This is a genomic window from Lentzea sp. NPDC054927 (assembly GCF_053610285.1).
Genome location: NZ_JBSGXZ010000005.1, coordinates 262,826 through 288,438, shown reverse-complemented (window position 1 = coordinate 288,438; position 25,613 = coordinate 262,826). Strand labels below are relative to the sequence as shown.

The following is a 25,613-nucleotide window of genomic DNA, read 5'->3' as shown; positions in this document are numbered from 1 at the left end:
TTGGTCGTGTCAGAAGGCCGAACGGAGGGGAACGTCGTGGGGTGGAGCACCAGCCAGCTGGCCGATCTCGCCGGCACGACGTTGCGCACGATCCGGCACTACCACGAGGTGGGCCTGCTCGCGGAGCCGGAACGCCGCGCCAACGGCTACAAGAGCTACGGCGTGCCCCATCTCGTGCGGGTGATGAGGATCAAGCGTCTCACCGATCTCGGCATGTCGCTCACGCAGATCGCGGACCTCGGTGACGGGGACGAACATCCCGGTGAGGCGTTGCGCGAGCTCGACGCCGAGCTGGCCGCGACGATCGAACGGCTGCAACGGATCAGGGCCGAGCTGGCACTGGTCCTGCGCCAGGAGACGCCGACCGATCTGCCGCCGGATGTCGCGGCGATGATCGAGAACGCGAACCTGTCTCCGCAGGACCGTTCGTTCACCGTCGTGCTGGCCCAGCTGCTCTCGCCGGAGACGCTGGCCAGGTACGCCGGGACGCTGAAGGACTACTCGCGGGATCCGGCGGTGGTGGCGTTCGACAACCTGCCGGAGGACGCGGACGAGGAGACTCGGCAGCGGGTGGCGGACGCCATGCGCGAGATGCCGTACATGGCTCAGATCCGCGCCGCGTTCCCGGATCCGGCCGGTCTGTGGAGCGACGCCCCGCGAGGTGTGGAGCACGCGCGGCGGACTGTCGTGAACGTCTTGGTCGAGCTCTACAACAAGGCGCAGCTGGACGTTCTCGTCCGCATGAACGACTGACATTCCATTGGTTCGACGCGCCGGGAGCGCGTCGTCGGGGAGGTATTTGCTAATGCGAAATACGATGTCACTGGCCGCGGTCGTGACCGCTGCCGCAGCACTGGTGGCGGTACCGGGGGTGTCGTCCGCCGCCACGCCGAAGCCCGAGGTGCAGTGGGTCACCTGTCCCGCCGACGTGGCGCGGCCCGGTCTGGAGTGCGGAAAGCTCCGACTGCCGCTCGACTACCGCAAGCCGGAGGGCCGCAGGACCGAGGTGATGATCACCCGGCTGGCCAGCAAGAACCCCGCGAAGCGCAAGGGGATCCTGCTGACCAACCCCGGCGGGCCGAGCGAGGGACTGACGTTCCCGGCCGTGCTGAAGGCGGTCGGACTGCCACAGGACGTGCAGGACGCGTACGACATCATCGGCATGGACCCGCGTGGGATCGGCTACAGCTCACCGTCCACATGCGACCTCACCGAGGAGCAGATGGCTGACGGCAGCGTGCCTCCGTACGCCAACAACTCCTCCGAAGTGCGCCAGCGCGCCAACGAGGTCAAGAAGATCGCCGAGCAGTGCCTCAAGTCGTCCTCGGCCGGCGAGCTGCCGTACAACACGACCGCGAACATCGCGCGTGACCTGGACTCGGTCCGTGCGGCGCTGGGCGAGAAGAAGGCGTCGTTCCTCGGGTACTCGTACGGCTCGTACCTGGGTTCGGTGTACGCCACGCTGTTCCCGAAGACCTCCGAGCGCGTCGTGATCGACAGCAACCTGCCGAAGGGCGGCTGGGACGTCGAGGGCGGCCGGCTGATGGGCCGCGGCGTCGAGGACACGTTCCCCGACTTCGCGAAGTGGGCCGCGGCGCACCCCGAGTACAACCTCGGCACGACGCCGCAGCAGGTGCGCACCAAGTTCTTCGAGCTGGCCGCGAGGCTCGACGAGAAGCCTTCGGTGGAGGGCTACGACGGCAGGCTGTTCCGCTTCATCAACTTCACGGCCCTCTACGACACCGGTGACAAGGCCTTCTCGAAGCTCGCCGCCTCCTGGAAGGCCTTCGACACCGGCCAGCCGCAGCCGCCACAGGAGTACCCCGAGGTCCCGCGCGTCCAGGCCCTGCTGGCAGGCCGCCTGAACGTGATCTGCGGTGACTCCACCTGGCCGTCGTCGGTCGGCACGTACGAGCGCAACGTGGCGATCGACCGCATCCGCAACCCGATGTTCGGCGCGGCCGCGGCGAACATCCAGCCGTGCGCCTTCTTCCCGAAGCCGGTGGAGAAGCAGGTTCTGCCGTCCGACCGAGGCCCGCGCAACGTGTTGCTGGTGCAGAACGAGCGCGACCCCGCGACGCCGCTGGTCGGCGCCCAGTCGACGCGCCGCGCGTTCGGCGACAGGGCCGCGATGATCACGATCGACCAGGGCGGGCACGGCGCCTACATCTTCGGCAAGAACAAGTGCGCCAACGACAAGGTCACCGAGTACCTGCTCGGCGGACAGCGTCCGAACGACCAGAAGTGCGCAGCTGAGAACGGCTGATGACAGGTGGGGGCCCGGCTCGCGAGCGAGCTGGGCCCTTGCCATGTGAACGCTCCCAGGGCTAGCTTGTCCCCGCACGACGTCGCCGCCGATTCCACTGTGGAACGGAGCGGCATGAAGACGTTTACACGGCTCGCGGCAACGGTTCTGTGCGCGGCGGCCCTCGTCACGCCCGGCACCGCCCAGGCGGCGGACCTGAACGACCCGCAGCTCAAGGACATCGCGATGCAGCTGGTGTCCAGTGCGGAGAACTCCTCTTTGGACTGGCGCGCGCAGTTCGGCTACATCGAGGACATCGACGACGGCCGCGGCTACACCGCCGGCATCATCGGCTTCTGCAGCGGCACCGGTGACATGCTCGACCTCGTCCGCCTCTACCGCGACTGGAAGCCCGGCAACGTCCTGGAGAAGTACCTGCCGGCGTTGGAACGGGTGAACGGCACGCCGTCCCACGACGGCCTCGACCCGAACTTCACGTCCGACTGGGAGAACGCGGCCCAGGACGGCACCTTCCAGGGCGCGCAGGAGCACGAGCGCGACCGCGTCTACTTCAACCCCGCCGTCAACCGCGCGAAGCAGGACGGCGTGCAGGCACTCGGCCAGTTCGCCTACTACGACACGATCGTCATGCACGGCGACGGCTGGGGTGACCTGGACTTCTCCAGCATCCGCCAGCGCGCGCTCAACACCGGAGCCCGTCCGCCGGCCCAGGGCGGCGACGAGGTGCAGTGGCTGCACGCGTTCCTCGACGCACGCGTGTGGGCGATGAAGCAGGAGCCCGCGCACGAGAACACCAGCAGGGTCGACACCGCGCAGCGCCGGTTCCTCAACGAGGGCAAGCTCAACCTCGAACGACCGCTGCAGTGGCACGTCTACGGGGACTTCTTCGAGATCAGGTGACACGAAGGGTTCCGGCGGAAACGTTTGCGGGACAAGCGTTTCCGCCGGAATGCGCCCAGTGACGGCAAATGTCCGTTTCGCGAATTAGTAAAGACACTTGCCAATAAAGGTATGGACCCCTTACCGTGGCTCTCACGCCGCCCGGGAACTCGACATCCCTGCCCCGGAGGGAAATACGTGAAAATCACTGGTCGCATCGCGGCCGCACTGCTGACGTGCGCCGCTCTCTTCACCACCACGATCGGCACCGCTTCGGCGGCCAACCTCGACGAACCGCGCCTCAAGGACATCGCGATGCAGATCGTGTCCAGCGCGGAGAACTCCTCGACGAACTGGAAAGCCCAGTTCGGTTACATCGAGGACATCGACGACGGCCGTGGCTACACCGCGGGCATCATCGGCTTCTGCTCCGGCACCGGTGACATGCTCGACCTGGTCGAGCTCTACAAGTCGAAGAAGCCCGGCAACGTGCTGGAGAAGTACCTCCCCGCACTGCGCAAGGTGAACGGCACCGACTCGCACTCCGGCCTCGACCCCAACTACACCAAGGACTGGAAGACCGCGGCCAAGGACTCCGTCTTCAAGGCGGCCCAGGAGTCCGAACGCGACCGCGTGTACTTCAACCCCGCCGTGAAGCAGGGCAAGGCCGACGGCGTGCGCGCCCTGGGTCAGTTCGCCTACTACGACGCGATCGTCGTGCACGGTGACGGCGGCGACAAGACGAGCTTCAGCAACATCCGCAAGCGCGCACTCGGCAAGGCGAAGCCCCCGTCGCAGGGTGGCAACGAGACCACGTGGCTCAACGCCTTCATGGACGCCCGCGTGTGGGCGATGAAGCAGGAAGCGGCCCACGAGGACGTCTCCCGCATCGAGACCGCGCAGCGCGTGTGGCTGAAGGCCGGCAACTTCGACCTGAAGACGCCGCTCAAGTGGAAGGTCTACGGCGACAGCTTCGAGATCAAGTGATCTCCTAGCGCGCACAGCCGAAAGAGGAGGGCGTCCCCGCTCGGGGACGCCCTCCTCTTCGATTGCGATGAGTTCCAGTAACATCGTATTCCAATGAAAAGCCTTGCAGGACAAAGACTTTGAGCTGATTGAACCAGCCACGGTACGCCTGACCCGCAATCCGGTAACCAGTCTTGTCGCTAGTGGTACGGACCCCTTACCGTTGCCTCACTGCCGCCCGGGACACCCCGGAGGACATACGTGAAGATCCCAGGCCGCCTCGCGGCCGCGCTTCTGACGTGCGTCGCACTCATCGCCACAACCACCGGCACAGCTCACGCAGCAGACCTGAACGACCCGCGCATGAAGGACATCGCGATGCAGATCGTGTCCAGCGCGGAGAACTCCTCCACGAACTGGAAAGCCCAGTTCGGCTACATCGAGGACATCGACGACGGCCGCGGCTACACCGCCGGCATCATCGGCTTCTGCAGCGGAACCGGTGACATGCTCGACCTCGTCGAGCTCTACCAGCAGCGCAAACCCGGCAACGTGCTGGAGAAGTACCTGCCGGCACTGCGCAGGGTGAACGGGACGGACTCCCACTCGGGTCTGGATCCCAACTACACCAAGGACTGGAAGACCGCGGCCAAGGACTCCGTCTTCAAGGCCGCGCAGGAGTCCGAACGCGACCGGGTGTACTTCAACCCGGCGCTGCGGCAGGCCAAGGCCGACGGCGTGCGCGCGCTCGGCCAGTTCGCCTACTACGACGCGATCGTCATGCACGGCGACGGTTGGGGCAGCCTGGACTTCACCGGCATCCGCAAGCGGGCGCTGGGCAAGGCGAAGCCGCCGTCGCAGGGCGGTAACGAGACCACGTGGCTCAACGCGTTCATGGACGCCCGCGTGTGGACCATGAAGCAGGAACCCGCGCACGAGGACACCACCCGTGTCGACACCGCGCAACGCGTGTGGCTCAAGGCCGGCAACCTCGACCTGAACACACCGCTCAAGTGGAAGGTCTACGGCCAGAGCTTCGAGATCAAGTAGCTGGAAAGGCGTCTGCAAGTACTACCAACAACCGAGTTGGCGGTACTTGCAGACGCCCCTTCGTCCTACAGCTGGGTCCAGTCCAGCACCGGCGCCGCGAAGTCGCGGATCGACGCCAGCAACCCGAGCCGGGCGGCCTTGACCGCCGGGTCCTCCGCCATGACCAGCACCTCTTCGAAGAAGGTGTTGATCGGTGCCGTCAGACCCTCGGCAGCGGCGACGAATGCCGCCAGCCCGGCCACATCGCGCGAAACACCGTCGAACGCCTTGTGCAGCGCCACTTCCGCCGGTTCCGACAACACCGAGGCGTCGTAGGAAGCAGTGACGTCAGCAGGCACGATCCGCCGCACCCGCTGCAGAGCGGCCACGAGCGCGTCGAAGGACTCGTTGCCCGCCAACGACTCCAGCTGCGCCAACGTCTCGTCGGCCAGCACCGGCGAGTCGGCCAGCGGCAGCACCGCCTGCACGAACCGGTGCTCGTGGCCGGCGTCGAGCAACGCCTGCTCGTAGCGCCGCACCGCGAACTCCCGCGCTGTCTCCAGCGCCTCGGCGGTCACCTCGAGACCTTCAGCCGCAAGGGAAAGCGCCACCGGCAGGGTGATCGCGCGCAGGTCGGGGAAGGCCCGCAACACGGTCACCGCGCCCAGAGCCGCGCGGCGCAGGCCGAACGGGTCAGAGGAACCGGTCGGCTGCGCGCCGATGCCGAACAGGCCCGCCAGCAGGTCGAAGCGGTCGGCCAGCGAGAGCAGCGCACCCGGCACCGACGACGGCAGCGCGTCACCGGCCGAGCGCGGGAGTTCCATCTCCCACAACGCCTGCGCGACCTCCGGGGTCTCCCCCGCCCGCGCCGCGTACTCCTTCGCCATCACGCCGGCCAGCGACGACAGCTCGATCACCATCTGCGAGCCGAGGTCGAACTTGGCCAGCGCACCCGCGCGGCCGAGCGTCTCGCGGTCGACGTCGACGACCGAAGCGAACCGCCCGGCCAGCGTGGCGATGCGAGCCGCGCGGTCCGCCATCGAGCCCAGCTTGTCCGCGAAGGTGAGCTTCGCGAGGCCCGACTTCATCTCCTCCAGCGGGGTCTTGAGGTCCGCACGCCAGAAGAAGGCCGCGTCCTCGTACCGCGCGCGCAGCACGGCCTCGTTGCCCGCCCGCACCAGGTCCGCGTCGATGGAACCGTTCGCCACGGCCACGAAGTGCGGCAGCAGCGCGCCGTCGGACGACCGCACCGGCAGGTAGCGCTGGTGCTTGCGCATGACGGTCGTGAGGATCTGGCCCGGCAGCTCCAGGTACCGCTCCTCGAACGAGCCGAGGATCGGCGTCGGCCACTCGACCAGGTTCGTGACCTCGTCCAGCAGCCCGTCGACCTCCACGACACCGCCGACCGACGCCGCGAGCTCCTGCGCGGCGGCCACGATCGAAGCGGAGCGAACCGAGGCATCGGCCTGGATGCCGTGCGATTCCAGGAACTCCAGGTAACCGTCCGCAGTGGACACTTCGACGACCGGCGCGTCAGCCGTGCGGTGCACGCGCGTGACGGTGCCGGAAGCCAGCGACGACACCGCGACGGGCACCGGCGTGGACCCGAGCAGTGCGAGCAGCCAGCGGATCGGCCGGGTGAACGACAGCTTCGGGTCGTTCCACTTCATGTTCTTCTCGGAGCGCAGGTCCGAGACGACCTCACCCAGCAGCCCGCTCAGCACCTCGACGGCACCGCGCCCGGCGTCGGTCTTGGTCAGCGCGACGAACTCGACGCCGTTCTCCTCGACGCGTCCCAGCGCGGCGACGTCGACGCCCTGGCCACGCGCGAAGCCCTGCACGGCCTTCGTCGGGTTGCCGTCGCCGTCGAACGCGGCGGAAACACGCGGACCACGCACAGTGCGTTCGGCATCCGGCTCACGCGGCGACACCGCGGGCACCAGCACGACGATCCGGCGCGGCGTCCCGTGCACGGTCACCGAGCCGTGCGTCAGGCGAGTCGCACCCAGCTTCGAGGTGACGGCCTCACGCACCGCGTCAACGGTCCGCAGCACCTCGTGCGGCGGCAGCTCCTCGGTACCGATCTCGAACAGCAGGGTCGCCGGCGCCACCACGTCCTCGAAGGACGAAGGGGCCGCGACGGCGGCCGGAAGCTCGGCCACGCCGAGCGGATGCCCGAGCTCGGCACGACGCTCGGCCCACAGACCGGCGACTTCCCTGGCCAGGCCGCGCATCCGGCCGAACGCGCGGGCGCGCTCGGTCGTGGAGATCGCTCCCCGCGCGTCCAGCACGTTGAAGATGTGCGAGCACTTCAGCACGAAGCTGTGCGCCGGCACGGGCAGGCGGGCGTCGAGCATCCGCCGCGCCTCGACGGCGAACTCCTCGAAGAGGCGCTTGTTCGCCTCCACGTCCGCGTCGTCGAGGTAGTACCGCGACATCTCGTACTCGGCCTGGCCGAACGCCTCGCCGTAGGAGATGCCGGGCGCGTAAGCGATCTTCTTGAAGTGGTCGACGCCCTGCAGCGCCATCATGATCCGCTCGATGCCGTAGGTGATCTCCACCGACACCGGGTCGAGCGTCATGCCGCCGGCCTGCTGGAAGTAGGTGAACTGGGTGATCTCGAGGCCGTCGAGCCAGACCTCCCAGCCGAGGCCCCAGGCGCCGAGCGCAGGTGAGGCCCAGTTGTCCTCGACGAACCGGACGTCGTGCCCGCGGACGTCGATGCCCAGCGCCTCCAGCGAACCGAGGTAGAGCTCCTGCGGGTCGCCCGGGTCCGGCTTGAGGATCACCTGGAACTGGGTGTGCGTCTGCAGCCGGTTCGGGTTCTCGCCGTAGCGGGCGTCGTCGGGCCGCACGGACGGCTCCACGTACGCGACGCGCCACGGCTCGGGACCCAGCACGCGCAGCACGGTGGCCGGGTTCAGCGTTCCCGCCCCGACCTCGGTGTTGAACGGCTGCACCACGATGCAACCTCGGTCGGTCCAGTACTTGGTCAGCGCGAGCAGCGCGTCCTGCATCGTCAACACGGCCAAGAGTCTACGAAACCGGCAAAACCGCTGGTCACGGCCCCTGCGTCTGGTGGCGTTCGCCACTGTGTCACGCTTTGCACAACCGAGTGGAGTTCCCGCACGTCTACTTGGTGTACCCGGAAGTGCTGAGAGGAGTGGGTGTGGACAACCGGCCGCCGCGGCCTGGAGACCCGAGTGGATCTCCTGGTCGGTCTCCTTCTGGGCGACCCTCCGCCACCCCGCGACCCCAGACGGGGCAACCCCGCCGTCCCCAGGTGCCGCCGCGCGGCGCAGAGCCCCCGCGCCGCGAACCGCGCCAGCAGGAACCGCCGAGGCGGGAGCCCCCGAAGCGCGCCGAACCGCCGCGCCGGGAGACCCCGCGCCGCGAGTCCGCGAGCCGCAGCGAGCCACCCCGCCGGGAAACCCCGCGCCGGGAGTCCCCGCGCCGTGAGCAGCCCGCCCGCGCCACGTCGTCCGCCCCGCGCCCGCGTCCGGTGGCCGACCGCCCGACGGTCCGCACCACCCCGGCCAAGGCGAAGACGCCCGCACCGGCCCGGCCGCGACCGAGGCCCGCCGCGGCCCGCCGTCCCAGCGCGGCCAAGCGCGGCACGTACACCGGCACGAAGATCTTCGTCAGCATGCTGTCCGCGGTGATCCTGCTGGTCACCGGCATCGGCTGGCAGAACTACACCGCGCTGACCGACAACCTGACCACGCAGGACTTCGGCCTGGCCGACGCGGGCGAGAAGCCGGCCGACGGCGCGATCGACATCCTGCTGGTCGGCATGGACAGCCGCACCGACTCCAAGGGCAACCCGCTGCCGCAGAACATCCTCAACGAACTGCAGGCGGGCGGCAGCGACGACGGCGGTTTCAACACCGACACCCTGATCCTGCTGCACATCCCGAACGACAGCGGCAAGGCGTTCGCGGTGTCGTTCCCCCGCGACTCCTACGTGAAGATCGCGGGCGGCTTCGGGCGGCACAAGATCAACTCTGCCTACGGTTACGCCAAGGGTCAAGCCGCGGAGAAGCTGCAGGGCAGCGGCAAGAGCCCGCAGGAGCTCGAGATGGAGACCCGCAAGGCGGGCGCGAAGAACCTGATCGAAACCATCCAGGGCCTGACCGGCGCGAACATCGACCACTACGCCGAGGTCAACCTGGTGGGCTTCTACGAGATCACCAAGGCCATCGGCGGCATCGACGTCTGCCTCAACAAGAACGTCCGCGACAGCTTCTCCGGCGCGAACTTCAAGGCGGGCCCGCAGACCATCGAGGGCCGCAACGCGCTGGCGTTCGTCCGGCAGCGGCACGGCCTGCCGATGGGCGACCTGGACCGCGTCGTGCGCCAGCAGGTCTTCATGGCGGGCCTGGCCAAGAAGATGCTCTCCGCGGGCGTGCTGACCGACAGCACCAAGCGCAACGACACGATCAAGGCCGTCAGCGGCGCCATCGTGCTCGACGACGGCTGGGACATCGCCAAGTTCGCCCTGCAGATGAAGGACCTGACGGGCGGCAACATGACGTTCCAGACGATCCCGACCGGCAACCCCGACCTGCAGACCCCCGAGGACGGCTCGGCGGTCGAGGTCAACGAGGGCGAGGTGCGCACCTTCGTGAAGAACCTCGGCAAGGCGCCCGCGTCGTCGACCGCGCCGGACCCGAAGTTCAACAACGCCTCGGTGATCGTCGACGTCCGCAACGCCTCCGGCCAGCCCGGCCTCGCGGGCACGGTGCTGCAGTCACTCGTCGCGAAGGGCTTCGGCGAGGGCCAGACGGGCAACGCCGAGGCCATGGCGAAGTCCGTCGTCCGCTACGGCAAGGGCGGCGAGGCGGGCGCCGAAGCGGTCCAGAAGGCGCTCGGCGGCGTGAAGACGGAACAGGACGTGAACACCCCGGCCGGCCGGGTCCGCGTCTTCCTGGGATCCGACTACTCGGGCCCCGGAGCGCAGGGTTTCGCGGGCTCCGGAGTACTCGCCCTGGACGGTGCACGTCAGCAACCGGCTGACCCCGCGCCCCCCGCACCTATCACCGCAGGCGACGTGCGCTGCGTAAACTGATACGCAGAGTAGAGCCGAGTACCCCATTCGGGGGATTCCAGCAGTAAGTTGCGTAAGCAGCGAAGCTCTGGCGCCTTCCATCACCGTGAGACCCGCTCACGGGGTGGAGGACCAGTGACGACTGCGACAGGCCAAATCGACACAGCGGCGTACCAGCGCGTGCTCGGTGATGAGATCCGCAGCCTTCGCAAGCAGCGCGGCTGGACCCGCAAGGAGCTCAACAAGCGACTGCAGACGGAGATCTCGCTGCAGACGCTCGCGACCTACGAACTGGGCACCCGGCAATGCTCCGTGGTGCGCCTGGTGGAGATCTGCCACGCCCTCGACGTGCCGGCCCACGAGGTGCTCGCCCGCGTCCACGAACGCTTCTTCGGCGACACCCCAGCCGGCCACCTGACGCTGAGCCTCACCGCCGTGGCCGCCACCGACAACCCGCGCCTGGTGCCGCTCAAGCGCTGGGCCGCCGGACGCCTGCACGCACTGCCTCCCGGCCTCTCGCCGGAGGTGCACCTCGACCTGCCCGCGCTCGAGAACATGGCGCAGCTCTGCCAGCTGCCGACCGTCGAACTGATCCGCATCCTGCGCGGCCTGGCCCGCTAGAACAGGCGGCCTGGCGCGCCGGAACAGCCGCATCCCGCGCGGCCCCGACCAGCTCGCGCCAGAGAACACGACCCACCCGCGGCCGACTCCCACCGCCGAACCGATCCGCATCCCGCGCGGCCCCGACCCGCCGACTCCCCCACCGCCGGACTCGACCCGGTCTCCGCGCGTCTCGAACCACCGGTGCCGAGTCGCTAGTTGTACCGAACCCGGTTCACACCAACGCAACGACCGCCCGAAAAGGTCACTTCTCCACCGCCGGTAGCATCGCCGGGGTGAACGATTCCCCCGCCCGCCTCCCTCTGCGCACCGCAGCCGCCGTGAAGCTGGGCAACCTGAGCTCCACGCTGTCCCAGAAGATGGGCCTCGGCGCCGGCGGCATGATCGGCGGCCGGGTGGCGCTGAAGCTCGACCCGCAGGCGCTCGCCCGGCTCACGCACGGCCGCAAGGTCGCCGTCGTGACCGGGACGAACGGCAAGACCACCAGCACGATGATGCTCGCCAGGGCCGTGGGCGCGCTGGGCGAGGTCGCCACGAACCACAGTGGCGCGAACATGCCCGACGGGCACGTCACGGCGCTGTCGAAGCAGCCGGACGCCCCGTACGCGGTGCTGGAGTGCGACGAGGGCTACTTCCCCGCCGTCGCCGGCGCGAGCAACCCGGCCGTCGCGGTGATCCTGAACCTGTCGCGCGACCAGCTCGACCGCGTCGGTGAGGTCCGGACCATCGAACGGGCGTTGCGCGACACCGTCACCAAGCTGCCGAACTGCACGATCGTCGCGAACTGCGACGACGTGATGGTCACGAGCGCGGCCTGGAACGCCCAGAAGGTCATCTGGGTCGCCACCGGCACCGGCTGGCACCACGACTCCGCGAGCTGCCCCCGCTGCGGCAACCCGATCCGCTGGCAGGGCGAGCACTGGCACTGCACCGGCTGCGACCTCGCGCGTCCACACCCGAACTGGATCACCGCCGACGAGGCGATGATCACCCCGGAGCACCAGAAGCTGGAGCTCCGCCTCACGCTGCCGGGCAAGTTCAACCAGGCGAACGCCGTCATGGCGTCCGCAGCCGCGCACGCTCTCGGTGTGCCCACGGACGAGGCGGTGCGCAGGTTGCGCGGCGTCTCCAACGTGAGCGGCCGTTACCGCACGATCCAGCGCAACGGCCGTAGCGCGCGCCTGTTGCTGAGCAAGAACCCCGCCGGCTGGAGCGAGACCCTCACGGTCGTCAAGGAGGCCAATCACCCGGCCGTCCTGGTGATCAACGCCAACGAGGCCGACGGCCGCGATCTGAGCTGGCTGTGGGACGTCCCGTTCGAGCGGCTGCAGGGCCGCACGGTGATCGCGTCCGGCGAACGGGCGACCGATCTCGCCGTCCGCCTGACCTACGCCGAGGTCCAGCACACGATCGTGCCCGACCCGCTGAAGGCCATCGACCAGATGCCGCAGGGGGCGGTCGAGGTCATCGCCAACTACACCGCGTTCCGCGACTTGAATGCCAGGGCTGCCGCTGATGAGTGAGTCGACAATCCAGATCGCGCTCGTGCTGCCGGATCTCCTCGGCACGTACGGGGACTTCGGCAACGCCGTGGTCCTCGAGAAGCGCATGACGTGGCGCGGCATGAAAGCCGAGATCGTGCCGATCAACTACGGCGAGCCGGTACCGGACTCGTGCGACATCTACGTCGTCGGCGGCGGTGAGGACACCGCGCAGACGCTGGCCGTGAAGCACCTGCGGGAGCACCCCGGCCTGCAGCGCGCCGTCACGAAGAACGCCGTGGTGCTGGGCGTGTGCGCCGGCATCCAGATCTTCGGCGAGAGCTTCACCCGTGCCGACAACGTCACCCACCCCGGCATGGGCCTGATCGACTCGACCTCGCACGCCGGCGGCAGCCGCGCGATCGGTGAGGTCATCGCCGAGCCGGCCGACGGCATGTTCGCCGGACCTCTGACCGGGTTCGAGAACCACCAGGGTCGCACCGTGCTGGGTCCGGCCGCCCGGCCTCTCGCGCACGTCAAGGTCGGCACCGGCAACGACGGCAGCGTCGAGGGCGCCGTGCAGGGCAGGATCGTCTGCACCTACCTGCACGGCCCGGTGCTCCCGCGCAACCCGGCGCTCGCGGACATGCTGATCGAGTGGGCCACCGGCACGAAGCTCGCCCCGCTGGACCTTCCCGCCGTCTCCGCTATGCGGGCTGAGCGGATGAAGGCAGCTTCATAACGCGTTCGGAAACACCCGGCCAGATCACGGCCATCACGTAGTCGGTTGCGAGCGCGGGCCCCACCGAGGGCCTGCGCTCCATCCACACCGCGAGGCGTTCCGTCGCACCGACGACGATCTCCGCGAACGCCTCCGCTTCGAGCGGGTCGATGTCCGGCGTGAACGACGCCAGCACGGCCCCGATCATGTCCGTCTGCTGCTGACGGATGCCTTCCACCTCTTCTTGGGCCGACGGCACGGCCACGGCCGCCTCCTGCCGCAGCAACGCCCACGACCTGCGGTGCTCGTCGATGAACTCGAAGAACGCCAGCAGGCCGAGCCGCAGGAACTCCTCAGGACTCCCCGCGCCCGCGATCGCCGCCGCGGTCTTCTCGCGCAGCTCCGTGCGCGCACGGTGAATACAGCCGATGAGCAGGCCTTCCTTCGAGCCGAAGTACTCGTAGAGCATCGGCTTCGAGACGCCGACGCGTTCGGCGATCTCATCCATCGACGTGGCCAGATACCCCTGCTCGGCGAAGATCTCCTCGGCGACGGTGAGCATCTGCGCCATGCGCTGGGCCTTGGGCATGCGGCGGCGCGGAGCAGTCACGAATGGAGTCTACCGCTCGTAACTTACTTCGAGTAACCTACCGCGAAGTAGCCACCGCGAGCGGAGGGACTTCCCCATGCACCGAGAGACGAAAGTGCTCGTCATCGGCACCGGCTTCTCCGGCCTCGGCATGGCCATCGAGCTGAAGCGCCGCGGCGAGCACGACTTCGTGGTGCTCGAGAAGGCCGCTGACCTCGGTGGCACCTGGCGCGACAACTCCTACCCCGGCTGCGCGTGTGACGTGCCGTCGCACATGTACTCGTTCTCGTTCGAGCTGAACCCCAAGTGGTCGCGGATGTTCGCGCAGCAGGGCGAGATCTGGGACTACCTGCGGCGGGTCGCCGACAAGTACGAGCTGCGGCCGCACATCCGCTTCAACACCAAGGTCTCCGGCGCTCAGTGGGACGACGAGGCCAAGCGCTGGCACATCACGACCGAGCAGGGCGACACCTACACGGCACAGGCACTGGTCGCCGGCGTCGGCGCGTTGCACATCCCGAACGTCCCCGAGCTGCCGGGCATCGAGAACTTCGGCGGCAAGACGTTCCACTCGGCGCAGTGGGACCACGACTACGACCTCACCGGCAAGCGCGTCGCCGTGGTCGGCACGGGCGCGTCCGCGATCCAGTTCGTGCCGAAGATCGCCGGGCAGGTCGGCTCGATGAAGATCTTCCAGCGCACGCCGCCGTGGATCATGCCCAAGGCCGACCGCGAGATCACCGGCCGGGAGCAGAAGCTGTTCCGCGCCTTGCCTTTCACGCAACGGCTCTACCGGAACTTCGTCTACTGGGTGCGCGAGTCGTCCGCGCTGGGTTTCGCGATCAATCCGAAGATCATGCGCTTCGCGCAGGGCATCGCGTTGAAGCACATGAAGAAGCAGGTGCCGGACCCGAAGCTGCGCAAGAAGCTGAAGCCGGACTACACCATGGGCTGCAAGCGCGTGCTGATCTCCAACGACTACTACCCCGCGCTGGCCAGCCCGAACGTGGACCTGGTGACGGACAAGATCTCCGAGGTGCGCGAGAAGTCCATCGTGGACGGTGCGGGCGTCGAGCACGAGGTCGACGTCATCATCTACGGCACCGGGTTCCACGTCGTCGACTCGTTCGACTACCTGGACATCCAGGGCAAGGGCGGCGTCGACCTCGCGAAGCAGTGGCGCCAGCAGGGCATCGAGACCTACTACGGCATCACGGTCTCGGGATTCCCCAACCTGTTCTTCCTGCTGGGCCCCAACACCGGGCTCGGCCACAACTCGGTCGTGTTCATGATCGAGTCGCAGATCCGGTACATCTCGCAGTGCCTCCAGCTCCTCGACAAACACCGCGCAGCGGAGCTGGACGTGCGACCGGAGGCCCAGCAGGAGTTCAACACGGAGATCCAGCACAAGCTCACCAAGGGCGTCTGGACCCAGGGTGGTTGCAAGAGCTGGTACCTCGACGCGCAGGGCGTGAACCGCACCGTGTGGCCGGGATTCACCTGGCGGTACTGGATGCGGACCAAGCGCGTGCGCGCCGAGGATTACGTGCTGACCACCGCGCCACGGGTTACGGCTGAACGATGACCTTCAGGGCGGTCCGCTCGTCCATCGCCTGGTAGCCCAGCGCGACGTCGTCGAGCGAGACTGTCCGGTCGAACACCGGTCCGGGGTCGATCCGCCCGGCGAGCACGTCGGCCAGCAGCTCCGGCAGGTACGCCCGCGCCGGAGCCACGCCGCCACCGATGGCGATGTTGCGGCCGAACAGCTTGCCGAGCGGCAGCCCCGGCATCTCGTGCGGCACGCCGACGTACCCGATCCTGCCGCCGTCGCGCACGATGCCCATCGCGGTCTCCCACGACTGCTCGGTGCCGACGCACTCCAGCACGGCCGACGCGCCGAGCCCGTCGGTCATCTCCTTGATGCGTTCGATCGCGGCCTCACCGCGTTCGGACACCTGGTCCGTGGCACCGAAGAGCTTCGCGATCTTGGCGCGGTCCTCGTGCCGTCCCATCGCGATGATCCGCTCGGCGCCGAGCCGCTTGGCCGCGAGCACGCCGCACAGCCCGACCGCGCCGTCACCGACGACCGCGACCGTCGCGCCGGGACCCACGCCCGCGCCCATGGCCGCGTGGTGGCCGGTGCCCATGACGTCGGACAGGCTCAGGAACGCGGGCAGCAGCCCGGCCGGCGCGTCCGAGGGGACCCGGACCAGCGTGCCGTCGGCCTGCGGCACCCTGACCGCCTCGCCCTGGCCGCCGTCGCTGCCCTTGCTGCCCCAGAAGCCACCCGAACGGCACGACGTCTGCAACCCGGCCTGGCAGTACGCGCAGGTGCCGTCGCTCCACACGAACGGCGCGATGACGCGGTCGCCGACGTTGACGGACTGGACCTCGCTGCCGACCTCCTCGACGATGCCGAGGAACTCGTGCCCGATCCGCTGCCCGCCCTCGCGCTTGGCCACGCCGCGGTACGCCCAGAGGTCGCTGCCGCAGATGCAGGACAGCTCGACCCGGACGACGACGTCGGTGGCCTCCTCGACGGCCGCGTCCGGCACCTCCTCAACGCGGATGTCTCGGGTGCCGTAGATCGTCGTAGCCCGCACCGGGCGCCTCCTCGTGGTCGATGCTCAACCGTTACATCGTGCTCCTGTCCCGGACTTCGCGCCGAATCGAGACGCTGTGGAATTGGTTACGCATGCATAGGATCGAGAACGTGCTGATCAACACCCGCGGTGTCCGTTACGCGAAAGCCGCTCGCTTCGCCGAACCCGAACCGCTCACCTGGGACGGAGTGGTCGGCACCACCGAGCGCGGCCCTGCCTGCCCGCAGCCGCCGTCGACGCTGGCCGCGGTGGTCGGCAGCTCGGTCGACGGCCTTTCCTTCGACGAGGACTGCCAGGTGTTGAGCGTCACCGCCCCGGCCGGCGCGTCCGGCCTGCCGGTGATGGTCTGGTTCCACGGCGGCGCCTACGTCACGGGCAGCGGCGAGTCGACCAAGTACGACGCGGGGCTGCTGGCCTCGGAAGGTGTCGTGGTCGTCAGCGTCAGCTACCGGCTGGGCATCTTCGGCTACCTCCAGGACAACCTCGGCCTGCTCGACCAGTTCGTCGCGCTGCGGTGGGTGCGCGACAACATCGCCGCGTTCGGTGGCGATCCCGCGAACGTGACGGCGTTCGGCCAGTCCGCCGGCGCCGACTCCGTCTACGCGCTGATGCTGACCGACACCGAGAACCTGTTCCATCGCGCGATCCTGCAGAGCGCACCGCTGGGCACCCGCGGCCCCGAGCGGGCGGAGATGGCGGCCGCGCTGCGTTCGTCGGTCGCAGTCGACGCCTCCACCTCGGTGGACGACGTGCTGGTGGCCCAGAACGCCGCCATCGCCGAAATCGGACCGCGGTTCTCCCCGTCCGGCGGCATGCCGTTCGCGCCTCTGCTGGGCGAGATCGACCTCGCCGCGGCGGCGTCCCGCGTCGAGCTGCTCGTCGGGCACACGGCCGACGACGGCAGCCCGTACGTGCCGGACCAGGAGTACTGGGAGATGGCGACCGAACTGGTCTTCGCCGGACCGTCGCGTCAGCTCGCCGAGGACTGGACGAAGGCGGGCGGGCAGGCCGCGACCTACACCTTCAGGTGGCGGCCAGAGGGCGCTCCGCTGGGCGCGTGCCACTGCATGGAGCTGCCGTTCCTGTTCGACCCGGACGCGTGGGCGAGCGCGGGCATGCTGGCGGGCCAGGAGCCGGATCCGAAGCTGGCGCAGGTCATGCGGCGCACCTGGACCGAGTTCGCGCGAAACGGGATGGACGCGCTGCCGTCGCGGTCGCTTGAATTCGGCGATTGAATGCTCCCCGCCCTGAAGGGCAAGGATTCCGTCGCGCCTCGCGGCGTGAAAGAGGGTGCCCGCCCCGCATGAGCTGTGTGGGAATTTTCGGCTCAGGCTGCCCGCTCGTCCGGCGGACGAGCAGGTCTTGTGCCGTCAGCGCCGACCGGGTTCAAACCTGCCCGGACCAGCATCACCGCCGCGGAGTTCTTGTCCCTGGGGGACACGGTTCCGCACGACGTGCAGGTGTAGGTGCGCTCGGACAGCGGCAATGCGTGCTTGGTTCTCGCACCGCATGCCGCGCAGTCCATCGTGGTGTGTTTTGGGTCCACCAGTCGCAGGTCGCGGCCGTGTTTGCGGGCCATCGCGATCAGCTCACGCTTGGTGGCGCCGATCGCGGCGTCCGCGGCCTTGCGGGCCATCGTGGACTTGGCCAGGAACTTCGGCCGGAAGTCCTCCACCGCAAGCGCGTCATAGTCGCGCACAACCCGCTTGGCCCACTTGCGGCCGGTGTCCTGCCGCAGCCGGGCGATCTTCTTCTGGATCTTCGCCGACTGCCGCCTGGCGTGCTGGTAACCCTTCGAACCGGGCCGGCCCTTGGCCGGGCGGCGGCGGGCCATCATCCGCTGATACCTCGCCAGGCCCTTCGCGGCGTTCCTGCCGTGCTCAGGGTGCGGCAAGTCGTGCGCGTCGCTGGTAGTGGTGGCGAGTTGCTTCACACCCCAGTCGACACCGATCACCCGGCCCGTCACGGGCAAGGTCTGGACCTGCGTCTGGACGACGAAGGAGCAGTACCAATGACCGAGGCTGTCGCGGTACACGCGAACCGGCGACGGCACGGCAGGCAACTCCCGCGACCACACCGGCCGCACCACGATCCCGCCCGCCAGGCGCAGCACGCCGTCACGCAACCGGAACCCGCGCCGGGTGTAGTTGAGCTTCGGCACGGCCAGCGACCGCTTCTTGAACCGCGGCATCCCGGCACGCCGCTGCTGCGGCACCCGCTCCCGCACATCCTTGAGCGCCTTGGCACGCGACGCGCCGAAATCCCGGATGACCTGCTGCTGCGCCACCGACGACCCCGCCCGCAACCACACCTGCCCGGCACGCCAGCCCCGTCAGCAGCCTGTCCAACTGCGCCGGGCCGCACGTGCGCGGGTCGCCGGGATTCTCGCTGTTGTGCCGATAGGTCTCCCGCGACAGCGCGACGCACTGGTTCCACACCCACCGGCAGCGATCCCACTCCACCAGCAACACACGACAGGCCGACGACGACAAACGCAGCCGGTAGGAATACCGGGCCACACCCGCCTCAACCGCCATACCGACGACCCTATCGAACAGATGTTCACCCCTGGCAGGCGGTCGCGGACATCACACCACCAGCCAATACCGCTGCCAACGCGCGACGGGCCCGGACCGCCTCGGCCCCTCCGGACCGCTGCTGCCGGAGTCCGAAGGATGCCCCGGCCTGAAGACCAAAGCATCCTTCGGAGGACATGGTGACCGACCGAGAGCGTCTACGCACCACGTTCGGCGAGGACGCGGCCCGCTACCACCGGGCCCGTCCCACCTATCCCCCGCAGCTGTTCTCCCACCTCAGCGGCCCGCGGATCCTGGAGATCGGTCCTGGCACCGGCCAGGCAACGCTCCCGCTGACCCAGATCGGTGACGTGACCGCGGTCGAGCTGAGCCCGGAGCTGGCCGCTGTCGCCGGCTCGTACGCACCGCAAGCGCGGTTGGTCGTCGCGAACTTCGACGAGTGGCCGCTGCCCGAGCCGTTCGACCTCGTGGTGTCCGCGACGGCGTTTCACTGGCTCGACCCGGTGACCCGCATGGCCAAGTGCGCGCGGGCGCTCAAGCCCGGCGGCGCCCTGGCCGTGATCTCCACCCACCACATCGCGGGCGGCACCGAGCAGTTCTTCGTCGACGTGCAGGAGATCTACGAGCGCTGGGATCCCTCCACGCCTCCGAACGTCAGGCTGTCGCACGCAGACGACATCCCGCGCGAGTTCGACGACAGCGAGCTCTTCGACGAACCGGAGTTCCATCGGTACGAGTGGGAGCAGGCCTACGACACCGAGGCGTACGCCGACCTGCTCCTCACCTACTCGAACCACATCGCGCTACCTCGCCGCGACGAGTTGATCGCGGACATCCGGCAGCTCGTCGACACGCGGTACGACGGCCGGGTCGTCAAGCGGTTCATGGCCCAGCTCGCCGTGGCGCGGGTCAGGGCTTCCGAGCCCGCCGGGACATGACGACACCGGCACCCACCAGCGCGAGGCCGCCCAGGCCCAGCGGCAGCACGTCGAAGCCGGTGAACGCGAGTTCGTCGACCTCGGCCGCCTCACCGAAGGGTGCCGCCTGGGGTGCGGGCGGCGCTCCACCACCGGGCGGGACCACCGGTGGGGTCGGGGTGGCCGGTGGCGTGGAGGTCGCCGGTGGCTGTTCGGCGGGCGTGCAGCCCGTGTGGGCCGGGTTGCCGCGGCCGACACCGTGGTTGGTGTCGCACTCGTAGCCGGAGTTGGCGTCCGATCCGCCCGGCTGCTGGCCGTTCGGGTTCTTGTTGTCGGCCTTGCCGACGCAGCCGGCGCACGGCTTGCCGGTCGCCTCGCCCGTGCCGTTCCCGTTCAGCGACGGCGAACCGTCGCGGGTCGAGTCGTACGGGCCGTGCACGTTCGCGCCGTTGCCGCTGAAGTCCGCGTTCGACGGCGGCTGCGGCACCGAGGTGTCCTCGGTGGACTGTCCAGGCGGAACCTGCGGGTTGTTCGTGATCCCGTTCCCCTTGCCGTTGCCGGGGTCGGCGAGCGCCAGTCCAGGCGCCATCGCCAGCGCGGCGGCAGCCACGAGGGCAGGGAGGAGCCGAGTTGCTTTCATACCCGACTTATACGACGGCCTGTGACCCGCGTTACACGAGGTCACAGGCCGTCCTCAGAGGACTACGCGCAGGTGATGCGCGGCGAGCCCCAGTCGCCGTGGTCGGAGTTGATCCCGTCACCGGCATCCGTGATCACCAGCGACAGGTTCTCGGCATCGGTCAGCGACGCGGTGAGCTTCTTCGCCGCGTCGGTGCCGGTCAGCTTCCCGGAGTCGGCGACCTTCGCACCGTCCGCGAGGATCTGGAAGATCACCGATCCCTTGCCCGCGGCCACCTCGTCGTCGACACCGACGTCCACGGTGATCGAGGAGCACTTGCGGCCGAGGTAGAACTCGATCGCCGAGGCCGCGTGCGCACCGAAGCCCCTGGGGTGCGTGACGCCGTTGATCGTCAGGGTCTTGCCGTCACCCGCCGCCTGGTTGCCGACGGACTTGTCGATCTCCACCGGGCCCCAGCCGTTCGTGGACGACGACGCCTCGAACGCGGACAGGTCGGTCGTTCCGGCAGGCGGGGTCGGGCGCGGGCCGCCGTCGGACTTCGACACGCGGTAGACCACGGTGGCCAGCGACGGGACCGAGGCCGAGATCGCACCGGTCGTCGTGCGCGTGGACTTGGTCCAGAGGTCCTTCAACGTCGCCGGGCCGGAGAAGCCGATCTCGGACAGGGAGGTCGAGATCGACTGCGTGGAGCCGGACTTGTTGAACAGCGCCACGGCCTTGTCGCCGTTGGCCAGCGGCTTCACGATCACGTCGACGCCGGTCTTGCCGGTCGTCCTGATCCGCTTGCCCTGCTTGCCGAGCTTGTCCTGGTCGAGCGCGATGACGTCCTTGTTCTCCAGGATGGTGAACGTGTCGGCGCTGACCTTGCGCAGGTCCGAGCCGATCAGCAGCGGTGCGGCCATGATCGCCCACAGCGAGAAGTGGCTGCGGTACTGCGTTGCGGACATCTTGCCGTTGCCGACCTCGAGCATGTCGGGGTCGTTCCAGTGCCCGGGACCTGCGTAGGAGTCCAGCACGACGTTCTTCTCGTAGATGTCCATCGTGCGTGGCCAGGTGTCGTTGATGTCGCCGGTCGTGCGCCACAGGTGGCCTGTGTCGGAGGCCCACTCCCACGGCTTGTTCTGCCCCCACTCGCACAACGAGAAGACGATCGGGCGTCCGGTCTTCTTCAACGCGTCACGCATCTTGCGGTAGCGCTGCTTGGCGTCGACGCCCTGGTTGTTGCAGTTGTCGTACTTGAGGTAGTCGACGCCCCAGGACGCGAACTGCTGGGCGTCCGACTCCTCGTGGTTCAGGCCGCCGGGGAAGCCGTTGTCCTTGTTGCACGTCTTGGTTCCGGCACTCGTGTAGATGCCGAACTTCAGGCCCTTGGAGTGCACGTAGTCCGCGACGGCCTTGATGCCGTTGGGGAAGCGGGTCTTGTGCGGGACGAGCTTGCCGTTGGCGTCTCTGGACTTCTCGGCCCAGCAGTCGTCGATGTTGACGTACTCGTAGCCGGCGTCCTTGAGGCCCTTGTTGACGAAGATGTCGGCGATGCCCTTGACCATCGCCTCGTTGAACTCCGCGCGGCAGGCGGTGGTGTTCCAGTTGTTGAAGCCCATCGGCGGGGTCAGGGCAAGACCATCGGGCAACGCCTGTGCGGCAGGAGCGACCAGGACCGCACTGACCATTGTGGACAGCACCGCCAGGGTGAAGATGCGCATGGGGCTTTCCTTTCCGAACATCACGCGGGAAGACCCCACGGCTTGCCGGGGGTCGTGATGGCGACCGGCTTCACGGCCAGGTCGGGGCGGCGGCCCCTGGGGTGCACCAGGACTTCCTGCCCGCGGCGCAACGGGATCTCCAGCGTCCCGTCGCCGCGGTCGTGGTACCGGACCGGACTCACGACGGACACCGGGCCCGCGATTCCGTGCCGCAGCACCAACGGCTCGCCCGCGCGGCTGCGGACGAGCACGAACTGGGTCTTGCCACCGGAGCGCTTCGCCGTGACGGAGAACCCACCCTCACAGGAGTGGTCGGCGATCACGACGTCCGGCCACGCGGACGGCACGGCCGGGAACACCCGGACGACGCCGCCCCAGCTCTGACAGACGAAGTCGTGGATCGTCTGCGCGCCGGACAACGGGGTCTCGACGACCGGGCCGGCCTCGGTGTACATGGTGTTCTCGAGCACCGGGTAGCGCTTCGTGGTGTCGAACATCTTCACGAAGTACGCGTAAGCCTCGTCGCCGCGGAACATGCGCGCCGCGATGGAGCCGGAACCGGAGTAGCTGTAACCGCGGTGCGCGGGCTCCAGCGACATCCAGTGGTGCAACGACTTCTCGATCAACGCACGGTTCTCCGGCTGGTCCCAGTTCACCGTCATCAGCGGGAACGTCGCCAGCAGGTGTGAGAAGTGCCGGTGCGACACGACGAACGGCACCCCCGCGCCGATCATGAACCCGTTCTCGTCGACCGGGTACGGCACGAGGTCGCGCAGCACCTCGGCCCACTTCGGCTCCAGCGGGTCCTTGATCTTCAGCAGCTTCGCGGAGTCGATCAACGTCTGGCAGCCCCACCGGATCAGCTGCAGGTCGTAGTTGCAGTCAGGCGCGTCGCCGTACTCCGGCGAGGTGGTGACGTCGAGGTGCAGCTTCCCGTCGTTGCCCTTCTTCAGGAAGTGCAGGTAGTAGTTGATCGACCGGCGCAGCAGCGGGAACACGACGTCGGACAGGATCCGTGCGTCCATGCTGTGGCGGTAGGACAGCCAGACGTTGTGCAGGCCCCACGTGAGGTTGCCGAGCTCCTTCACACCGGTGCCGCCCGTGCCCGGTTCGTACAACGTGCCCGCGTTGGACGTCGTCCGGTCGGTGCTGCGCCCGACGCCCGCCGAGTCGTGCCGGTACTGCTCCTTGACGTTGCGGACGAGCTGGTCCTGGCTGTTCTTCAGGGTCGACGTGATCGAGTCCAGCTCCAGGTGGTTGGAGCCGTGGACCAGCCAGTACTCCAGCTGCACGTTGAGGTTCCACCAGGCCGCGGCCCACGGCGTCTTCTCGAGCCACGGGCCGGTCGTCGCCATCACCGGGCTGCCCGCGCGGGAACCGGACGCGACCTTGTAGAGCTGAATCCAGTAGAACGCCTGCAGCCGCTGCTCCCCGAACGACAGGAAGCTCTTCCGGTAGAAAGCGTTCCACCACCTCCGGTGCGACCTGGTCAGCAGCCCGCCGAGCGCCGCGGCCTCGCGCACCGCCTTCAGCACGATCCTGTCCGCCGCGACCTCGGGATAGGTGTGCGCGACCGACAGCAGCAGGCGCTGCACACGGCCGTTCGTGATGATCCGGAAAGCGGTTGCCGTCTGACCGCCCGCGTTGAGCGCCTGCGTCACCACCGTCTCGCGGCCGTCGGCTTTCGTCACAGGATCGGGGTTGAAGACGTACCCCTCCGGAAGCGGGTTGAAGTCCGCGCGCGGCGGGATCGCCTTGGACGGCACGAACTCCAGCACCGGCTTCTCGGTGCCGGTCGCGGTGACGTTCAGCGACAGCACCGAGCGTTCGGAGTGGATGTAGGCGACGAACGAGATCGCGCCCAGCGACGTGGTCACGGTTCCACGCAGTTCCGCGTTCCACAGGTCGAGGCGCCAGTCGACGGCCGTGACGGTGCCCGCCGCGGTGATCTTCAGGTTTCCGACAGGAAGCCGGCACACGCCGAACTGGCTGCCGCCGGACGTGCGGTGGTCCTGCACATCGGCGTGCTGCACGGTGAACCGCACGGTGTTGGCCTCGGCGTACACGACGCTGCCGAGCCGGCCGTCACCGAGGAACGGCGCCTGCCCGTACTGGGTCGGGGGTTTCTGCCAAACAAGATCCTGCGCCCCGATGAACTTTTCCCACTCGCGTTCCGACATGCCTTCACAGCCGAAGACATCCGATGGCCCGGTCGCTGTCCCGGTCGCTACGCCCGTTTGGGCGAGGACCACCGCCGCCGTGGTGCCGCCAATGAAACCCCTCCTACCAAAGACCATTACCCGCTCCTCGCCCGCGCATGACGAACCCTCACGTTCAGCTGCGCGGCGGGGCAGCTTGGTCCAGACAAGTCCGAAAGGTAGGAGTTCTGGACCACATCGCGCAAGAGCCAACCAACCGCAACACGAAGCAACAACCGGGTGCTGCTCACCCTGCGAGATGGGTAAGACGCCTAGGATGTCCCGCCAAAGGGGCGGGGAGACACGCATGCGCCGTGCCCTTGTACGAGGAGGTGGCATGGCCGTGTCGACAACGGCGTTCAACGAGGGCAGGGTCCCCCAGCGGGGCCGTCCTCGCGACGCCAGCAGGGACGACGCATTACGTCAGGCAGCGCTCGAGGTGATGGCCGAGGTCGGGTACCGGGCCCTCACCATGGACGCCGTGGCAGCTCGCGCGAGAGCGGGCAAGGCCACGATCTACCGGCGCTGGGAGTCGAAGCTCGATCTGGTGATCGACACGTGCACCCAGCTCGCCACGCAGAACCTCGCGGCACCGGACACCGGCTCACTGGCCGGCGACCTGCGCGAGTTCCTCTCGTCGTTCGCCGCGTTCCTGTCAGGACCGATCGGCAAGGCCGCTCAGGCGCTCGTCGGCGAGTTGCCGCACGAGCCGGAGCTGGCGGCGGCGTTCCGGGAGACGTTCCTGATCTCGCAGCGCGACGTGCTGCGCGGGATCCTGGACCGCGCGGCCGAACGGGGCGAGCTCAAGGCAGACGCCCCGCGCGGCATGGCGGTCGAGATCGCGGGGGCCGCGCTCATCTACCGGCTGATGCTGACCGGAGACCCGCTCGACGAGCCGTTCGTGGAGAAGGTCGTCGAGCAGGTGCTCCTGCCGTTGGTGCGGGTGTCCTAGCGGAACAACTTGCGGACCAGCGCGAAGCCGACCACCGCGCCCACCGCGATCAGCGTGTACTTCACCTTGGGCTGGCTCAGCACGTCGAGCACGGACGACTTGCCCTGCTCGACGAGCTTCTGCGGGTTGGCGCGCTCGCTGAGCTCGTCCAAGGTGGCGGCCAGCGCGGTACGAGCCTGTTCGATCTCGCGCTGGATGGTGTCGGGATCGCGAGCCACATGTCCTCCTAGCAGCGGTTCTGCCCGCAACCGTAGTGGACGGTCACGGCCGCGGCTTCGAGCGACCCACGTGCGACCCGAGAGAGCGAGTCCATGGCAGGCCGATAGGCTTCCACGTGAGGGGTCGTAGCCCAATTGGCAGAGGCACTGGGTTTAGGTCCCAGCCAGTGGGGGTTCGAGTCCCCCCGACCTCACTCGCGACTGGGCAAAGTGTGCTCATGGAGCACATTCGCCCAGGTCACTCGT

Annotated in this window: 21 protein-coding genes and 1 tRNA gene; 14 read left to right on the top strand and 8 right to left on the bottom strand. The window is 68.5% G+C overall.

The window, feature by feature from the left end; translation table 11 throughout:
* Nucleotides 1-36 precede the first annotated feature (36 nt).
* The 5 genes from ACWGE0_RS11435 to ACWGE0_RS11415 all read left to right on the top strand — a co-directional run bounded on the left by ACWGE0_RS11435 (nucleotide 37) and on the right by ACWGE0_RS11415 (nucleotide 5,161).
* Nucleotides 37-753, top strand: coding sequence for a MerR family transcriptional regulator (locus tag ACWGE0_RS11435; protein WP_452260788.1), 717 nt, complete (start codon nucleotides 37-39; stop codon nucleotides 751-753).
* 64 nt (nucleotides 754-817) lie between these two features.
* On the top strand, nucleotides 818-2,266 hold the full coding sequence (locus ACWGE0_RS11430) for an alpha/beta hydrolase (RefSeq protein WP_452260787.1): 1,449 nt from the start codon (nucleotides 818-820) through the stop codon (nucleotides 2,264-2,266).
* 114 nt (nucleotides 2,267-2,380) lie between these two features.
* The gene (locus ACWGE0_RS11425; protein ID WP_452260786.1) at nucleotides 2,381-3,166 is read left to right on the top strand and encodes a chitosanase; all 786 of its coding nucleotides are present in this window, start codon (nucleotides 2,381-2,383) and stop codon (nucleotides 3,164-3,166) included.
* Between the two features lie 177 nt (nucleotides 3,167-3,343).
* Nucleotides 3,344-4,132 carry a chitosanase gene (locus tag ACWGE0_RS11420; protein ID WP_452260785.1) on the top strand — a complete coding sequence of 263 codons (789 nt, stop codon included), beginning with the start codon at nucleotides 3,344-3,346 and terminating at the stop codon, nucleotides 4,130-4,132.
* Nucleotides 4,133-4,372: 240 nt separating this feature from the next.
* Complete coding sequence (locus ACWGE0_RS11415; RefSeq protein ID WP_452260784.1) at nucleotides 4,373-5,161, top strand: chitosanase; 789 nt, start codon at nucleotides 4,373-4,375, stop codon at nucleotides 5,159-5,161.
* Between the two features lie 65 nt (nucleotides 5,162-5,226).
* Here the strand turns inward: ACWGE0_RS11415 and ACWGE0_RS11410 are convergent, their stop codons facing one another.
* Nucleotides 5,227-8,157, bottom strand: a complete 2,931-nt coding sequence (locus tag ACWGE0_RS11410; RefSeq protein ID WP_452260848.1) for a glycine--tRNA ligase — start codon at nucleotides 8,155-8,157, stop codon at nucleotides 5,227-5,229.
* Nucleotides 8,158-8,423: 266 nt separating this feature from the next.
* On the opposite strand from ACWGE0_RS11410, the gene ACWGE0_RS11405 reads away from it, so the two are divergent.
* The 4 genes from ACWGE0_RS11405 to ACWGE0_RS11390 all read left to right on the top strand — a co-directional run bounded on the left by ACWGE0_RS11405 (nucleotide 8,424) and on the right by ACWGE0_RS11390 (nucleotide 13,031).
* Nucleotides 8,424-10,208 carry an LCP family glycopolymer transferase gene (locus ACWGE0_RS11405; RefSeq protein WP_452260783.1) on the top strand — a complete coding sequence of 595 codons (1,785 nt, stop codon included), beginning with the start codon at nucleotides 8,424-8,426 and terminating at the stop codon, nucleotides 10,206-10,208.
* A 114-nt stretch (nucleotides 10,209-10,322) separates the two neighbouring features.
* The gene (locus tag ACWGE0_RS11400) at nucleotides 10,323-10,808 is read left to right on the top strand and encodes a helix-turn-helix domain-containing protein (protein WP_452260782.1); all 486 of its coding nucleotides are present in this window, start codon (nucleotides 10,323-10,325) and stop codon (nucleotides 10,806-10,808) included.
* 275 nt (nucleotides 10,809-11,083) lie between these two features.
* The gene (locus tag ACWGE0_RS11395) at nucleotides 11,084-12,331 is read left to right on the top strand and encodes a MurT ligase domain-containing protein (RefSeq protein ID WP_452260781.1); all 1,248 of its coding nucleotides are present in this window, start codon (nucleotides 11,084-11,086) and stop codon (nucleotides 12,329-12,331) included.
* Nucleotides 12,324-13,031 carry a type 1 glutamine amidotransferase gene (locus ACWGE0_RS11390; RefSeq protein ID WP_452260780.1) on the top strand — a complete coding sequence of 236 codons (708 nt, stop codon included), beginning with the start codon at nucleotides 12,324-12,326 and terminating at the stop codon, nucleotides 13,029-13,031. The genes ACWGE0_RS11395 and ACWGE0_RS11390 overlap by 8 nt, the downstream gene beginning before the upstream one ends.
* On the opposite strand, the gene ACWGE0_RS11385 is transcribed toward ACWGE0_RS11390, so the two are convergent.
* The gene (locus tag ACWGE0_RS11385; protein WP_452260847.1) at nucleotides 12,997-13,581 is read right to left on the bottom strand and encodes a TetR/AcrR family transcriptional regulator; all 585 of its coding nucleotides are present in this window, start codon (nucleotides 13,579-13,581) and stop codon (nucleotides 12,997-12,999) included. The genes ACWGE0_RS11390 and ACWGE0_RS11385 overlap by 35 nt on opposite strands.
* Before the next feature lie 115 nt (nucleotides 13,582-13,696).
* On the opposite strand from ACWGE0_RS11385, the gene ACWGE0_RS11380 reads away from it, so the two are divergent.
* Nucleotides 13,697-15,184 (top strand): flavin-containing monooxygenase, encoded by a 1,488-nt coding sequence (locus ACWGE0_RS11380; RefSeq protein ID WP_452260779.1) that lies wholly within the window; start codon nucleotides 13,697-13,699, stop codon nucleotides 15,182-15,184.
* On the opposite strand, the gene ACWGE0_RS11375 is transcribed toward ACWGE0_RS11380, so the two are convergent.
* Nucleotides 15,168-16,202 (bottom strand): zinc-dependent alcohol dehydrogenase family protein, encoded by a 1,035-nt coding sequence (locus ACWGE0_RS11375; protein ID WP_452260778.1) that lies wholly within the window; start codon nucleotides 16,200-16,202, stop codon nucleotides 15,168-15,170. The genes ACWGE0_RS11380 and ACWGE0_RS11375 overlap by 17 nt on opposite strands.
* A 110-nt stretch (nucleotides 16,203-16,312) precedes the next feature.
* Here ACWGE0_RS11375 and ACWGE0_RS11370 point away from each other — a divergent pair, with 110 nt between their 5' ends.
* On the top strand, nucleotides 16,313-17,437 hold the full coding sequence (locus tag ACWGE0_RS11370) for a carboxylesterase family protein (protein WP_452260777.1): 1,125 nt from the start codon (nucleotides 16,313-16,315) through the stop codon (nucleotides 17,435-17,437).
* Nucleotides 17,438-17,529: 92 nt separating this feature from the next.
* On the opposite strand, the gene ACWGE0_RS11365 is transcribed toward ACWGE0_RS11370, so the two are convergent.
* Nucleotides 17,530-18,513, bottom strand: coding sequence for an RNA-guided endonuclease InsQ/TnpB family protein (locus ACWGE0_RS11365; protein WP_452260776.1), 984 nt, complete (start codon nucleotides 18,511-18,513; stop codon nucleotides 17,530-17,532).
* A 402-nt stretch (nucleotides 18,514-18,915) separates the two neighbouring features.
* Here ACWGE0_RS11365 and ACWGE0_RS11360 point away from each other — a divergent pair, with 402 nt between their 5' ends.
* The gene (locus ACWGE0_RS11360) at nucleotides 18,916-19,677 is read left to right on the top strand and encodes a class I SAM-dependent methyltransferase (RefSeq protein WP_452260775.1); all 762 of its coding nucleotides are present in this window, start codon (nucleotides 18,916-18,918) and stop codon (nucleotides 19,675-19,677) included.
* On the opposite strand, the gene ACWGE0_RS11355 is transcribed toward ACWGE0_RS11360, so the two are convergent.
* From ACWGE0_RS11355 to ACWGE0_RS11345, 3 genes are all read right to left on the bottom strand, one after another.
* Nucleotides 19,649-20,296 carry a hypothetical protein gene (locus ACWGE0_RS11355; protein ID WP_452260774.1) on the bottom strand — a complete coding sequence of 216 codons (648 nt, stop codon included), beginning with the start codon at nucleotides 20,294-20,296 and terminating at the stop codon, nucleotides 19,649-19,651. The genes ACWGE0_RS11360 and ACWGE0_RS11355 overlap by 29 nt on opposite strands.
* 62 nt (nucleotides 20,297-20,358) lie before the next feature.
* Complete coding sequence (locus tag ACWGE0_RS11350) at nucleotides 20,359-21,999, bottom strand: NPCBM/NEW2 domain-containing protein (protein WP_452260773.1); 1,641 nt, start codon at nucleotides 21,997-21,999, stop codon at nucleotides 20,359-20,361.
* Between the two features lie 20 nt (nucleotides 22,000-22,019).
* Nucleotides 22,020-24,179 carry a glycosyl hydrolase family 95 catalytic domain-containing protein gene (locus ACWGE0_RS11345; protein ID WP_452260772.1) on the bottom strand — a complete coding sequence of 720 codons (2,160 nt, stop codon included), beginning with the start codon at nucleotides 24,177-24,179 and terminating at the stop codon, nucleotides 22,020-22,022.
* A 355-nt stretch (nucleotides 24,180-24,534) separates the two neighbouring features.
* Here ACWGE0_RS11345 and ACWGE0_RS11340 point away from each other — a divergent pair, with 355 nt between their 5' ends.
* Nucleotides 24,535-25,149 carry a TetR/AcrR family transcriptional regulator gene (locus tag ACWGE0_RS11340; protein WP_319967788.1) on the top strand — a complete coding sequence of 205 codons (615 nt, stop codon included), beginning with the start codon at nucleotides 24,535-24,537 and terminating at the stop codon, nucleotides 25,147-25,149.
* Here the strand turns inward: ACWGE0_RS11340 and ACWGE0_RS11335 are convergent.
* Complete coding sequence (locus ACWGE0_RS11335) at nucleotides 25,146-25,367, bottom strand: DUF3618 domain-containing protein (RefSeq protein WP_030469566.1); 222 nt, start codon at nucleotides 25,365-25,367, stop codon at nucleotides 25,146-25,148. The two genes, ACWGE0_RS11340 and ACWGE0_RS11335, sit on opposite strands and share 4 nt — an antisense overlap.
* 120 nt (nucleotides 25,368-25,487) lie before the next feature.
* Between ACWGE0_RS11335 and ACWGE0_RS11330 the strand changes: the two genes are divergently transcribed.
* Nucleotides 25,488-25,561 (top strand) — tRNA-Leu (locus tag ACWGE0_RS11330).
* The last annotated feature ends 52 nt before the right edge of the window (nucleotides 25,562-25,613 follow it).